The organism is Sphingomonas sp. PAMC26645 (assembly GCF_004795835.1).
Lineage (GTDB): Bacteria > Pseudomonadota > Alphaproteobacteria > Sphingomonadales > Sphingomonadaceae > Sphingomonas.
Map to the genome: position 1 here is coordinate 374,592 of NZ_CP039249.1, position 13,488 is coordinate 388,079.

Here is a 13,488-nt window from a genome sequence, read left to right on the forward strand (position 1 = left end):
GAGGCCGGGGCCCAATTGGGGGACGTAGTAAACTAGGGTAGCGCTTCGTTACTGCAGCCTTGCCAATTGGACCCCGGCCTTCGCCGGGATGGTACATGCGTAGAAGCGTCGGGTTCGATCTAACCTCCGCGCGCCGCACCAAGCCTAGACTTCGCTCACCAGCAGCTTGTCGATGCGGCGGCCGTCGAGGTCGACGATCTCGAACTTCCAGCCCTGTTCGACGAAGCTCTCGCCCTCGCCCGGCAGATGGCGGAACACCGACAGCGCGAGCCCGGCGACGGTCGCGTAATCCCGGTCCTCGGGAAGGTCGATACCGAGGCGATCGGCTAGCGAGTCCGCCGCCATCGTCCCTGCCACCAGCAGCGAGCCGTCGTCGCGCACCACGACCGAAGGCGCATCGTCCGGATCAGAGTCCGACTTGAACTCGCCGGCGATCGCCGCGAGCAGATCGGCCGGCGTGACGATCCCCTCGAAATGCCCGTATTCGTCGTGGATCAGCGCCATCGGCACTTCGGCTTCGCGCAGCGCTAGCAACGCGTCCATCGCGTCGATCTGGTCGATCACCACCGGGGCTTTGCGCATCAGCGCGCGCAGGTCGATCGGTTCGCCGCGGAACAGTGCCGCGGCAATGTCGCGCGCCTGGACGACGCCCTTGACCGTATCGATCGAGCCTTCGCCGACCGGCAGGCGGGTGTGCTGCGATGCGAGCAGCGTCTCGCGGATCTCGTCGGAGCCCCAGTCGCAGTCGAGCCAGTCGATCTCGGTCCGCGGCGTCATCACTTCGCGGACCGGGCGATCCGCGAGGCGGACGACGCCCGAGATGATCGAGCGCTCATGCTCCTCGATGATCCCCGACTTCGACGCCTCGGCGACGATCATGTGGAGTTCTTCGGCGGTGACGTGCTCTTCCGATTCGCGGTTGAGCCGAAGCGCACGGAAGATGAGCGCGCTGGTCGAATCGAGCACCAGCACGATCGGCGCGGTGCCGATCGCGAGCCAGCGCATGACGGGCGCCATGAACGACGCGATCGCCTCGGGCGCGCGCAGTGCGAACTGTTTGGGGACGAGTTCGCCGATGATGAGCGAGGCGTAGGTGGTCAGGCCGATGACGATCGCGAACCCGGCGGTCTCCGCGGTCGAGGCGGACAGGCCCCACGCCTGCAACCGCGCGGCGGTCGGCATGCCGAGGCTGGAGCCCGAATAGGCACCCGCGAGGATGCCGATCAGCGTGATGCCGATCTGTACGGTCGAGAGGAACTTGCCGGGGTCGGCGGCGAGCACCAGCGCGGCGCGCGCGCCCTTCTTGCCTTGGCGCGCCATCGCCTCGAGCCGCGCTTTCCGCGCGGAGACGATCGCGAGTTCGCTCATCGCGAACACACCGTTCAACGCGACGAGCGCGAGGATGATCGCGACGTCGATCCAGGGGAAGGGGGGAAGCGGTGCCATTGGCTCAGGCGCTCTTTGCAGGACAACGCGTCGTCGCACAACCGTCGATGCGTGCGAGGCGGCGCATACTCGACATCGGACCGCGAAGATGGTCAGGCTCGGTTCAGTGCGCAGGCGGAACAATCGTCGTGACACCGGGTTATCGGCGGTATCGGGCGAAATGCCGTCATCCATCACGTCTCAGGGAGATTATCTATGAAAACCAAGATGTTCGCGGGTGCTGCGATTGCCGCACTGATCGCCACCAGCGGCTGCACGACCGATCCGGAGACGGGTCGCCAGACGATCTCCAAGACCGCACTGGGCGGCATCGGCGGCGCGCTGGGCGGCTATCTGCTCGGCGATGTGGTCGGTGGACGGCATGACCGGACCGAGAAGCTGCTCGGCGCGGGCATCGGCGGTCTCGCGGGTGCGGGCATCGGCGCGTACATGGACAAGCAGGAGCGCGACCTGCGTGCGCGCACCGCAGGCACCGACGTGCAGGTGATCCGCCAGGGCGATGATCTGGTGCTCAACATCCCGTCGGGCATCACCTTCGCGTATGACAGCGCCAACGTGCAGCCGCAGTTCCAGCGGACGCTCGACCAGGTCGCCGATACGCTGTCGCAGTATAACCAGACGTACATCGACGTGTACGGGCATACCGATTCGACCGGCAGCGACGCGTATAACCAGACGCTATCCGAACGCCGCGCGCGGTCGGTTGCGGATTATCTGGCGGGCCACGGCGTCCAGACTGCGCGTATCGGCACGCGCGGCTACGGCGAAACGCAGCCGATCGCGTCGAACGATACCGATGCGGGTCGGGCGGCTAACCGTCGCGTCGAGGTGAAGATCGTGCCTATCACGCAGAACGACCTGCGCCAGTAAGGGGCGCCTATCGAGGGCATTCTCCCCTCGCCTACCGTTCCCCCGCGAAAGCGGGGGTCCAGGAGCCACGAGCGTTTCGACTGGTACCCTGGGCTCCCGCCTTCGCGGGAGAACGGAGTTAGGCGGCGACCGGACGGTTCAAAACAGCCGCCCCCCATTCGGGACTTGGCCGGTCGGCGAAATCAGCACCACCTTGCCATCCGCATCGGGGAAGCCGAGCGTCAGGACTTCGGACATCATCGGCCCGATCTGGCGCGGCGGGAAATTAACGACCGCGGCGACCTGGCGGCCAACCAGCGTCTCCGGCGTATAATGCTCGGTGATCTGCGCGGACGATCGCTTCACGCCGATCTCGTCGCCGAAATCGATCCGCAGCTTGATCGCGGGTTTGCGCGCTTCGGGAAAGGGTTCGGCCTCGACGATCGTGCCGACGCGGATGTCGACCTTCTCGAAGTCCGCGAACGCGATCTGGTCAGAAATCGACATTGTCGTAGTGCGCCGGGGGTGAGATCAACTCCATCCGTTCGGACAGCAGCGGGCGGAAGCTCGGGCGGCTCTTGAAGCCGCGATACCAGCGCGCGGTCTGGTCGTGGCCCTTCCAGTCGATCCCGCCGAGATAATCGGTGACCGAGATCTGCGCGGCGGCCGCCAGATCGGCGAGGCTCATCGTCGCGCCGCCGAGCCAGTTCCGGTGATCGAGCAGGTAATCCATATAGTCGAGATGCCCGACCGCGGCCTTCATCGCCTCGCGCAGGCCCTTCGCGTCGGGGGCTGTGCGGTGCGCGAGACGCTTGACCATGCGTTCGTGGAGCAGCGGCCCGGTCACGTCGCGGTAGAAATGCGTGTCGAACCACGTGACCAGCCGGCGAATCTCGGCGCGGTTGGTCGCGGTGCCGTTGATCATTGCCGCCTTCTCGACGGTTTCCTCGAAGAATTCGCAGATCGCCATCGAATCGATCAGCGGCGCGACGCCACGCGACGCGTCGACCATCACCGGGGTCTGGCCGGCAGGGTTCATGTCCATGAACTCGTCGCGACGGTCCCAGGGCGATTCACGCACCAGTTCGTAGCCGACCCCCTTCTCGCCCAGCAGCAGGCGCACCTTTCGCGAGAAGGGACACAGGGGGAATTGATAAAGCTGCCACATGCCATCCGTTTAGGCGGTGGGGGGCGGGTGTGTCACTAGCGCGGGTTGGGTGGCGTGGCGTTTGTGGCGATTAGATTTGTTCGCGCAGAGGCGCAGAGAGCGCGGAGGTGTTGCGCTTGTCGCGAAGCTCGCATTTCTGCAACGCGCGTTGAAGTGCAGAGCGCCCGTACCGGACGATACAGCTCCGCGTCCTCTGCGCCTCTGCGCGAAACCAACTTACTACACCACCCCGGCGAAGGCCGGGGCCCAGTTGGAAAGGTCGCGGTAACGAAGCGCCGTCCTTCGTTAGCGACGTCCCCCAACTGGGCCCCGGCCTTCGCCGGGGTGGTGTGAGGTTTGGCGTTACTCCGCCGCTACCAACTCCGCGCTGTCGTCCAGTGGGTGGCTCAGGCGCGTCAGCATTTCCTTCGGCACGATCTGCCAGAAATGGGGAGCCACGCGGTCCCAATCTTCCAGCAGGCCCTTCGACCATTTGCTGTCGGTATGGTCCGCGTGATCGCGGACCAGGTCGAGCAGCACGTCGGCCCAGTGCAGCGACTTCACGCGGTCCCAGGTGATGTTTTCGGGGTTCGCGCGCTTCGCGAACACGCCGTCAGGATCGTAGACGAACGCCATCCCGCCGGTCATGCCCGCACCGAAGTTCGCACCGACCGCGCCGAGCACGACTGCGATGCCGTTGGTCATGTACTCGCACCCGTTCGCACCACAGCCTTCGACGACCACGATCGCGCCCGAGTTCCGGACCGCGAAGCGCTCGCCCGCCTGCCCCGCCGCGAACAGCCGGCCCGACGTCGCGCCGTAGAGCACGGTGTTGCCGATGATCGTGTTCTCCTGCGACGCTAAAGGCGAACTTACTGCCGGGCGGACGATGATCGTGCCGCCCGAGAGCCCCTTGCCGACGTAATCGTTCGAATCGCCGAAGACTTCCAAAGTGATGCCCTTGCATAGGAACGCACCGAGTGACTGCCCCGCCGAGCCGCGCAGACGGATCGTCACGTGATTATCCGCCAGCGTCGACATGCCGAACTTCCGCGTGATCTCGCTCGACAGTCGCGTGCCGACCGCGCGGTGCGTGTTGCGCACCGAATAGGTCAGCTGCATCTTCTCGCCGCGCGAGAACACCGCGGATGCATCCTTGATGATCTGCGCGTCGAGGCTGTCGGGGACTTCGTTGCGGAACGTCGACAGGCTGAACCGGCGCTGCGAATCGTCGGCATCGACCTTTGCCAGAATCGGGTTCAGGTCGAGATCGTCGAGATGCTCCGCCCCGCGGCTGACCTGCCGCAGCAGCTCGGTGCGGCCGATCACGTCGTCGAGGCTCTTCACGCCGAGCCGCGCGAGGATGTCGCGGACTTCCTCGGCGATGAACGTCATCAGGTTGATCACCTTCTCGGGCGTGCCGACGAACTTCTGGCGAAGCGCGTCGTTCTGCGTGCAGATGCCGACCGGGCAGGTGTTCGAATGGCACTGACGCACCATGATGCAGCCCATCGCCACCAGCGACAGCGTGCCGATCCCGAATTCCTCCGCGCCGAGGATCGCGGCGATGACGATGTCGCGACCGGTCTTGAGCCCGCCATCGGTACGCAACCGCACGCGACCGCGCAGGCCGTTGAGCGTCAGCACCTGATTGACCTCCGACAGCCCCATTTCCCACGGCGTGCCCGCGTATTTGATCGAGGTCTGGGGCGATGCGCCGGTGCCGCCGACATGGCCGGCGATCAGGATCACGTCGGCATGCGCCTTCGCGACACCGGCCGCGACCGTGCCGATACCCGCCGAGCTGACGAGCTTCACGCAGACGCGTGCGCGTGGGTTGATCTGCTTCAGGTCGTAGATGAGCTGGGCGAGATCCTCGATCGAGTAGATGTCGTGATGCGGCGGCGGCGAGATCAGCGTCACGCCGGGTGTCGCATGGCGCAGCTTGGCGATGAACTCGGTGACCTTGAAGCCGGGCAGCTGGCCGCCTTCGCCGGGCTTGGCGCCCTGCGCGACCTTGACCTCGATCTCCTCGCACGCGTTCAGATATTCGGCCGTCACGCCGAACCGCCCGCTCGCGACCTGCTTGATCGACGAGTTGGCGTTGTCGCCGTTCGCGTACGGCACGAAGCGCGACTTGTCCTCGCCGCCCTCGCCCGAGACGGCCTTCGCGCCGATCCGGTTCATCGCGATTGCCAGCGTCTCGTGCGCCTCGGGTGACAGCGCGCCAAGCGACATGCCCGGCGTCACGAAGCGTTTGCGGATCTCGGTGATCGCCTCGACCTGGTCGACCGGCACGCCCTCCGCGGGGAAGTTGAACTGGAGCAGATCGCGTAAGTACACCGGCGGCAGGTCGGACACGCCGCGCGAGAATTGCAGATAGCTCGTATAGCTGTCGGTCGCGACCGCGGTCTGGAGCAGATGCATCAGCTGTGCGGAATAGGCGTGCGTCTCGCCGGTGTGGCGCTGGCGATAAAAGCCGCCGATCGGCAAGGTCGCCACCGCCGGATCGAACGCGGCTTCGTGGCGGTCGGTCGCGTTGACGTGGAGCGAGGCATAGCCCTCGCCGCTGATCTTCGCGGGCATGCCGGGGAACAGGTCGTTGACCAGGCTGCGCGACAGGCCGACCGCTTCGAAATTATAGCCGCCGCGGTAGGACGAGATGACCGCGATGCCCATCTTCGACATGATCTTGAGCAGCCCCTCCTCGACCGCGACGCGGTGACGGCGGAGACATTCGGCGAGGTCGAGGTCACCGAACAACCCGCGCGACTGGCGGTCGACGATCGCGGCCTCGGCGAGATAGGCGTTCACGGTGGTCGCGCCGACGCCGATCAGCACGGCGTAGTAATGCGTGTCGAGGCACTCGGCCGAACGGACGTTGATCGACGCGTAGGAGCGCAGGCCACGGCGGACGAGGTGTGTGTGCACCGCCGCCACCGCGAGCACGCCAGCGATGCCGACCCGGTCTTCGCTGATCGCCTCGTCGGTGAGGAATATCTCGCTCTTGCCCTGGCGGACGGCTTGCTCCGCCTCGTTGCGAATCCGTTGGATCGCCGCGCGAAGCTTTTCCGGGCCGCCACCGACGTCGAACGTGCAATCAATCTCGGCGACCGCATTCCCGAAATGCGCCTTCAGCCGCGACCAATGTTCGCCCGTCAGCACCGGCGAATCGAGCACCAGCACGCGCTCGCGCTGGTCGCGGACATCGAGAATGTTGGCGAGATTGCCGAACCGCGTCTTGAGCGACATCACGTGGCGCTCGCGCAACGGATCGATCGGCGGGTTGGTGACCTGCGAGAAGTTCTGGCGGAAGAACTGGCTGATCAGCCGCGGCTTGTCGGAGATGACCGCGAGCGGCGTGTCGTCGCCCATCGATCCGATAGCTTCCTTGGCGGATTCGACCATCGGCGACAGGATCAACTCCATGTCCTCCATCGTCTGTCCCGCCGCGACCTGACGGCGCGCGAGTTCGGCGCGGTCGTAGCGCACCACGGCGTCCTCGACCGAGGGCAGGTCGGCAAGCGTGTGGAATTCGCCGATCATCGCGGCGTAATCCGCCTCGCCGGAAATGCGATCCTTCACTTCGCGATCCTGGAGCAGGCGACCTTCGTCGAGGTCGACCGCGATCATCTCGCCCGGCCCGAGCCGCCCCTTGGCGACGATCGTCGATTCGGGAACGACGACCATGCCGCTCTCCGACCCGACGATCAGCAGGCCGTCCGACGTCAGCGTGTAGCGGAGCGGCCGCAGCGCGTTGCGATCCATGCCGGCGACCGCCCAGCGGCCATCGGTCATCGCCAGCGCGGCGGGGCCGTCCCATGGCTCCATCACGCTCGCGAGATACTGGTACATCGCGGTATGTTCCGGCGGCATGTCCGGGCTGGCGGCTTCGGGCACCAGCATCAGCTTGGCGGTCGGCGCGTCGCGGCCCGAGCGGCAGATCGCCTCGAACACGGCGTCCAATGCGGCGGTGTCGGACGCGCCGGCGGGAATCACCGGCTTGATGTCCTCCGAGTTGTCGCCGAACGCGAGGCTCGCCATGCGAATCTCATGGCTGAGCATCCAGTTCTTGTTGCCGCGGATCGTGTTGATCTCGCCGTTGTGCGCGAGGCAGCGGAACGGTTGCGCCAGCCACCATTGCGGGAAGGTGTTGGTCGAATAGCGCTGATGGAAGATCGCGACGCGGCTCTCGAAGCGCTGGTCGCACAGGTCCGGGTAGAAGACGGAGAGCGATTCGGCGAGGAACAGCCCCTTGTAGATGATCGAGCGGCACGACAGCGAGCAGATGTAGAAGCCCTGGATCTGCGCGGCGATCACGCGCTTCTCAATCCGGCGGCGAACGAGGTACAGCGTCTTCTCGAACTCGGCGGCGTCCTGTTCCTCGGGCAATGGCCCGGCGATCATGATCTGCTCGATCTCGGGACGCGTCGCCTGCGCCTTCTGGCCGATCACCGACACGTCGACGGGCACCTGCCGCCAGCCATAGATGGTGTAGCCCGCCTCGATGATCGCGCTCTCGACGATCGTCCGGCAATCCTCCTGCGCACCGAGATCGGTGCGGGGGAGGAAGATCATGCCGACTGCGAGACGGTTCGGGCGCACCTTGTGGCCCGACGCGGCGACCGCATCGTCGAAGAAGCGCAGTGGCAGGTCGATGTGCAGGCCTGCGCCGTCGCCGGTCTTGCCGTCCGCATCGACCGCACCGCGGTGCCACACGGCCTTCAGCGCATCGACCGCGGACTGCACGACACGCCGCGACGCGCGCCCGTCGGTCGCCGCGACGAGGCCGACACCGCAGGCGTCACCCTCGAATTCGGGGCGGTACATGCCTTCAGCGGCGAGACGGGCGCGTTGATCGATCATCGGAAAACCCTGTTCGTTGCTCATGCCGCGACCTTCGCGTTGGCTGCCTTGGTCTTCAGCCATTTGTGCATCGTCGCGGCGACGTCGCGGCCGTCACGGATCGCCCAGACGACGAGGCTCGCACCGCGAACGATGTCGCCCGCCGCGAACACGCCGTCGAGCGAGGTCATCAGCGTCTTGCCGTCGACCAGCACCGTGCCCCAGCGGCTCACTCCCAGTTCCGGCGTTGCGAACAGGGTCGGCAGGTCCTCTGCATCGAAGCCGAGCGCCTTGATGACCAGGTCCGCATTCACCGAATAATCGCCTGTGGGATCGGGTTCGGGTGCGCGGCGGCCGCTCGCATCGGGGGCGCCGAGACGCATCTTCCGCACCTTGACGCTCGAGACCACGTCGCCGCCGTCGAAACTCTGCGGGCCGGAGAGCCAGACGAACTCGACGCCTTCCTCCTCGGCGTTCGCGACTTCGCGCTGCGAGCCGGGCATGTTGGCGCGGTCGCGGCGGTAGAGGCACTTCACCGACTTGGCGCCCTGGCGGATTGCGGTGCGGACGCAGTCCATCGCGGTGTCGCCGCCGCCGATCACGACCACGTCCTTGCCCTCCGCATTGAGGCTGCCGTCGTCGAATGCGGGGACCGCGTCACCGAAACCCTTGCGGTTTGACGCAACGAGGAAGTCGAGTGCCGCGACCACACCGTTCGATCCGCCGCCGGGCAGGTCCATCGCGCGCGCCTTGTAGACGCCGGTCGCGACCAGGATCGCATCGTGGCGTTGGCGCAGATCGTCGAGGCTCGCATCGTGACCAACCGCAAAGCCTTCGTGGAAGACGATGCCCGCGGCCTTCAACCGCTCGACGCGACGCATGACGATCGGCTTTTCGAGCTTGAAGCCGGGGATGCCATAGGTGAGCAACCCGCCCGCGCGGTCGTAGCGGTCATAGACGTGCACGTCATAGCCATGCCCGCGCAGATATTCCGCCGCGGTGAGACCCGCGGGTCCCGCACCGATCACGCCGACCGACTGGCCGCGTGACTTGCCCGGCACCAGCGGTTCGACCCAGCCATTCTCCCAGGCAGTGTCGGTGATGAACTTCTCGACCGAGCCGATCGTGACCGCGCCGTGCCCGGTAAATTCGATGACGCAATTGCCTTCGCACAGTCGGTCCTGCGGGCAGATGCGGCCGCAGATCTCGGGCATGGTCGAGGTCGCGTTGCTGAGTTCATACGCCTCGCGCAGCCGCCCTTCCGCGGTCAGCCGGAGCCAGTCGGGGATATGGTTGTGCAGCGGGCAGTGGACCGAACAATAGGGCACGCCGCACTGCGAACAGCGCCCGGCCTGCTCCTCGGCAGGCTGGACCGCGTATCGCTGCGCGATCTCGCGGAAATCCTCCTGCCGCTCATCCGCGGCGCGCTTTGCCGGATAGGATTGCTCCCGCCCGACAAACTTTAGCATCGAATCGTTCGCCATACATGCCTCCGACAGCCGCGTTATTGCGCCGTCGAAAGCTTGTCACCGTAAAATCGACCAGTAAGTCAGCATAGCTGCCGTATTTAGCGATCAAATCGGCGAAGATATGTAAGAACAATTCTCAACAAAGCTTATTGAGGCCGAAACGGTCCTACTTGCTGAGCAGCCAGACCAGTGCGGCGGAGCCGGCAGCTACCCGGTACCAGGCGAACGGCACGAACCCGTGCTTGGTGACGATGCCGACGAACCACTTCACCACCAGCAGCGCGACGACGAACGACACCGCAGCGCCGATCGCGATCGCGCCAAGCCCGACCCCGCCGCCGCTCGCGATCGCATCGCGGTTCTTCAGCAGTTCGAGCGCGCTTGCCCCCAACATCGTCGGGATGGCGAGAAAGAAGCTGAACTCGGCCGCAGTGCGCCGCTCGACGCCCAGCGCCAACGCACCGAGAATCGTCGCACCAGAGCGGCTGACGCCGGGGACCATCGCAAGGCACTGGAGGAAGCCGATGCCGATTACCGTCTTCAGGGGGATGTCCGCCACGCCGCTGATGTCGCTGCGCGGCGCGAACCGCTCGACCGCGAGGATCGCGAAGCCGCCGACGATCAGCGCGATCGCAACGACCTCGGCGTTCCCAAGTAGCGCCTCGATATACTTGTGCAGCGCAAGGCCGATCACCGCCGCCGGGATGAACGCGACGACGAGGTTGCGCAGGAACAGCCAGGATTTCGGCTCACGCTTCAACAGCCCCATGCCGACCGCCCAGAACGTCCGCCAGTAGAGCACGACGATTGCGAGGATCGCGCCGAGCTGGATGACGACGTTGAACACCTCCCAGCGCCCCGCATCATAGCCGAGCAACCGCGTCGCGAGGATCAGGTGCCCGGTCGAGGAGACAGGCAGGAATTCGGTGATCCCCTCGACGATGCCGAGGAGGATGACGGTGAGAAGTTCGGTCAAGCGGGAGCTCCGGCGCGGTAGGTCAGGGCAGTCTCAAGGGTAGGTAGCACGCGCAGGATCAGGCGACATGAACTTCCGCATGCGTCTCGGCGCGACGACCGAACCGCCCCGCCTTGCGAAAGCGCACAAGCCAGCCCGGCGCGACCGTCGACAGCGGCGTCGCCTCGATCCCGAACGCGGCGAGGCCATCGGTGCCAGTGACGATATTGTCGGTCTGCAGCATCGTCCACTGGTCCTTGGTGATCGGCGCGCCCGGCAGGAAACCGCCCTTTGCGATCAGCGCCCCGGCAAAGTCCGGCAACTCGACGATCGAAGGGTTGCGACCGATCGTCTTGGCGATCCAGCGGATGAGATTGCCCATCGTGATGATGTCGGGGCCGCCGAGTTCGAAGGTCTTGCCGCCGAACGTCTCGGGATCCGATGCCGCTGCGACCACGGCGTCCGCCACGTTGCCGACGAACACCGGCTGGAACTTCGCGCCCGCACGCAGCACCGGCACGACCGGCGCCTTGGCGATCATCCCGGCAAAGCGGTTCACGAACTGGTCTTCCTGACCGAACACGATCGACGGCCGCAGGATCGTCGCGTTGGGGAACGCCTCCAGCACGGCTGCCTCGCCCTGCCCCTTCGACTTGCCGTACGCCGATGCCGACTCTGGGTCCGCGCCGATCGCCGAGACGTGCACAAGCGCGCCTACGCCAGCCTTCGCCGCCGCCTGCGCCACCGTCTGCGCACCAAGCGCCTGGACACGCTGAAAATCGCCCGCGAGCACGCCGACCAGGTTCACCACCACGTCAGAGCCGTGCACCGCATGCGCGATCGTCTCGGGCTTGGTGACGTCGGCACCGACGAACTGCGTCTGGCCGAGCCCGCCGAGCGGTTTCAGGAAGAACGCCTGCCGCGGATCGCGCTGCGCGATGCGGACGCGTGCGCCCGTCGCCAGCAGCGCCTGTGCGACATAGCGGCCGACGAAACCGCCACCCCCGATCAGCGTCACCAGTTTGTCGTTCATCGCGCGTCCGTCCACTTTGTTTTGCCTGCCAATCACGAATAACCCCTTGCCCCAGCAAGAGGCGTGTTGACAAGCATCGCGACCCTCCCCTAGAGGCGCCCTCCTACCCCGTGCCCGGATGGCGGAATTGGTAGACGCACCAGCTTCAGGTGCTGGCGATCGCAAGGTCGTGGAGGTTCGAGTCCTCTTCCGGGCACCACGCTACACAGAAGCGCGACCGAGCGAGACGGATCCCAGGATCCGCTCGCGCCGCGCTCGGCTGGTAGGACAACGTTGCTCAGATGTTCTCACCGCAAAGACAGCGGGGGATGGCATCGTCCAGGCATCAGGCAGTAGCGAGCGGAACGCGTTCTTGCGGTGGTTGCGGACGGGCAAGGTGCCATCGGCGCTGGGTCCTGACGGTCTCGAACTCAATTATAATCCATGGCAAGATTTGGCGGACGGCCAGTTTACCTTCGCAGGCGCGGGACGCCATGATGGATCAAGCAACAGCGATGCGACTAACGCCGGGAACGGTCGCACGTCCTCCCATGTCGGACGCGCTCCAAGGCGCGGGTCGCCGACTGCAGCGCACCCGAAAGCCAAAGTGTCGCAGGCGAGACCGCTAGCGGGAGTTGGCTGGAGATCGGTAGAGCACGGGTCGGTCGGAATGCCGCCCGCGCGCGCTCCGGTGACGCCGCCTGGTAGCCAGTCGAACCCTGTCGGCGAATTCGTTGGTGGAGTCGCCAGGGGCTTTACGATGTCGGGGCGGGAACGGTGACTGGCGTCCGTGCTGCGCTGACGGCAAATCCGGTTACCAGGGCGATTACGTGATCGACCGGAAATGGAAAATAGTCACCGCACCACGTGCACGGCCCCAGATTTCGCGACAATCAGAAGTCTTGGCACACCATCGCCTTATTGGAGTATGGGAAGTTCCTACTCCTGTGCAGAAGATTAAGGCTCTCAAGCTCCTAAAGAGGATGAACGTCACCAACATCAAGGTAAGGGTAGTCAAACCATGATAGTTACCCAGATCGCGCACATCATTGCGGATTATGTCGTTTTTCTTGAGCTGGCCGAGGAAGATGAGCTAAACCTCGATACGGCCGTCACGATGATGGAAGCGCTAGCGGACCAGCTCGAAAATTTAGATAAAGATTTTCTACGCGAGCTGGTCGACGCTTTCGCCGCAATCGCCGAGGAATATAGCGGCGAGGCGCAGCGGGTGGTGCGAGATATAGCGCACAACTTTTATCTCGAAGAGGCGCTCGCAGCCGACGATCCGGTGAGACTCGCTCAGTTGGAAGCGCTGCGCGACGCAAGGGAATGAACGCCAGGATATCAGCGCCCCAAGCATGTGAAAGTAACGACGTCGAACAATCGATGCCCCCCCCCTATCGGTAACGCTGGCTGAGAGCGTTTCATCCAATCTAAGCACCTAGCTTTGGCTTCAGTGGGCAAATTTCATAGCGCTAAGGCGGCGTGGAGCATCCCGACTGCGTCTTGCATCGTGACCGGCGGACTCATGTCCAGAGGCGAATTCGAGCAAGCAAGCAGCTTCCGTGTCGCCTAACTCGACCGAGTGCAAAACGGCGCTTACCCGACCGAGCGGCCGGTCGACGCATGCAGGGATCATCAAGCGCCAAGGTGCTCGTTGAACTCGTCGTTTGTTTTGGGATTGCCTCGACCGCTCAGGCGGGACGCGTGTCCTTTGACACGAGAACTTGCCCTCTCACGTCAGAACATATCATGATCTGTCAAA

9 protein-coding genes and 1 tRNA gene are annotated in these 13,488 nt (G+C 65.1%); 3 read left to right on the top strand and 7 right to left on the bottom strand.

The genetic code is table 11. The features are described 5' to 3' along the window. Positions 1-144 precede the first annotated feature (144 nt). Complete coding sequence (locus E5673_RS01875; protein ID WP_136188724.1) at positions 145-1,446, bottom strand: hemolysin family protein; 1,302 nt, start codon at positions 1,444-1,446, stop codon at positions 145-147. Positions 1,447-1,641: 195 nt separating this feature from the next. Here E5673_RS01875 and E5673_RS01880 point away from each other — a divergent pair, with 195 nt between their 5' ends. Further along, the gene (locus E5673_RS01880) at positions 1,642-2,316 is read left to right on the top strand and encodes an OmpA family protein (RefSeq protein ID WP_120300741.1); all 675 of its coding nucleotides are present in this window, start codon (positions 1,642-1,644) and stop codon (positions 2,314-2,316) included. Between the two features lie 138 nt (positions 2,317-2,454). On the opposite strand, the gene E5673_RS01885 is transcribed toward E5673_RS01880, so the two are convergent. The 6 genes from E5673_RS01885 to E5673_RS01910 all read right to left on the bottom strand — a co-directional run bounded on the left by E5673_RS01885 (position 2,455) and on the right by E5673_RS01910 (position 11,744). Next, a complete protein-coding gene (locus E5673_RS01885) occupies positions 2,455-2,802 on the bottom strand; it encodes a tRNA-binding protein (protein WP_136188725.1) in 348 nt (115 codons plus the stop codon). Then, positions 2,789-3,463 carry a glutathione S-transferase family protein gene (locus E5673_RS01890; RefSeq protein WP_056054264.1) on the bottom strand — a complete coding sequence of 225 codons (675 nt, stop codon included), beginning with the start codon at positions 3,461-3,463 and terminating at the stop codon, positions 2,789-2,791. The genes E5673_RS01885 and E5673_RS01890 overlap by 14 nt, the downstream gene beginning before the upstream one ends. Before the next feature lie 342 nt (positions 3,464-3,805). Continuing rightward, positions 3,806-8,332, bottom strand: a complete 4,527-nt coding sequence (gene gltB, locus E5673_RS01895) for a glutamate synthase large subunit (protein ID WP_136188726.1) — start codon at positions 8,330-8,332, stop codon at positions 3,806-3,808. Then, positions 8,329-9,771, bottom strand: a complete 1,443-nt coding sequence (locus tag E5673_RS01900) for an NAD(P)-dependent oxidoreductase (RefSeq protein WP_136188727.1) — start codon at positions 9,769-9,771, stop codon at positions 8,329-8,331. Before E5673_RS01900 ends, gltB begins: the two co-directional genes overlap by 4 nt. Positions 9,772-9,922: 151 nt before the next feature. Next, the gene (locus E5673_RS01905; protein ID WP_136188728.1) at positions 9,923-10,732 is read right to left on the bottom strand and encodes an undecaprenyl-diphosphate phosphatase; all 810 of its coding nucleotides are present in this window, start codon (positions 10,730-10,732) and stop codon (positions 9,923-9,925) included. 58 nt (positions 10,733-10,790) lie between these two features. Next, positions 10,791-11,744 carry a complex I NDUFA9 subunit family protein gene (locus E5673_RS01910; RefSeq protein WP_136188729.1) on the bottom strand — a complete coding sequence of 318 codons (954 nt, stop codon included), beginning with the start codon at positions 11,742-11,744 and terminating at the stop codon, positions 10,791-10,793. Positions 11,745-11,856: 112 nt separating this feature from the next. Between E5673_RS01910 and E5673_RS01915 the strand changes: the two genes are divergently transcribed. Both E5673_RS01915 and E5673_RS01920 read left to right on the top strand, forming a co-directional pair. Continuing rightward, positions 11,857-11,943, top strand: a tRNA-Leu gene (locus E5673_RS01915). Between the two features lie 801 nt (positions 11,944-12,744). Then, the gene (locus E5673_RS01920) at positions 12,745-13,056 is read left to right on the top strand and encodes a hypothetical protein (protein WP_136188730.1); all 312 of its coding nucleotides are present in this window, start codon (positions 12,745-12,747) and stop codon (positions 13,054-13,056) included. Positions 13,057-13,488: the final 432 nt, after the last annotated feature.

Coding starts and splice junctions, on each gene's coding strand:
- E5673_RS01880 (WP_120300741.1), top strand. CDS start 1,642: ATGAAAACCAAGATGTTCGCGGGTGCTGCGATTGCCGCACTGATCGCC.
- E5673_RS01900 (WP_136188727.1), bottom strand. CDS start 9,771: ATGGCGAACGATTCGATGCTAAAGTTTGTCGGGCGGGAGCAATCCTAT.
- E5673_RS01885 (WP_136188725.1), bottom strand. CDS start 2,802: ATGTCGATTTCTGACCAGATCGCGTTCGCGGACTTCGAGAAGGTCGAC.
- E5673_RS01890 (WP_056054264.1), bottom strand. CDS start 3,463: ATGTGGCAGCTTTATCAATTCCCCCTGTGTCCCTTCTCGCGAAAGGTG.
- gltB (WP_136188726.1), bottom strand. CDS start 8,332: ATGAGCAACGAACAGGGTTTTCCGATGATCGATCAACGCGCCCGTCTC.
- E5673_RS01920 (WP_136188730.1), top strand. CDS start 12,745: ATGATAGTTACCCAGATCGCGCACATCATTGCGGATTATGTCGTTTTT.
- E5673_RS01875 (WP_136188724.1), bottom strand. CDS start 1,446: ATGGCACCGCTTCCCCCCTTCCCCTGGATCGACGTCGCGATCATCCTC.
- E5673_RS01910 (WP_136188729.1), bottom strand. CDS start 11,744: ATGAACGACAAACTGGTGACGCTGATCGGGGGTGGCGGTTTCGTCGGC.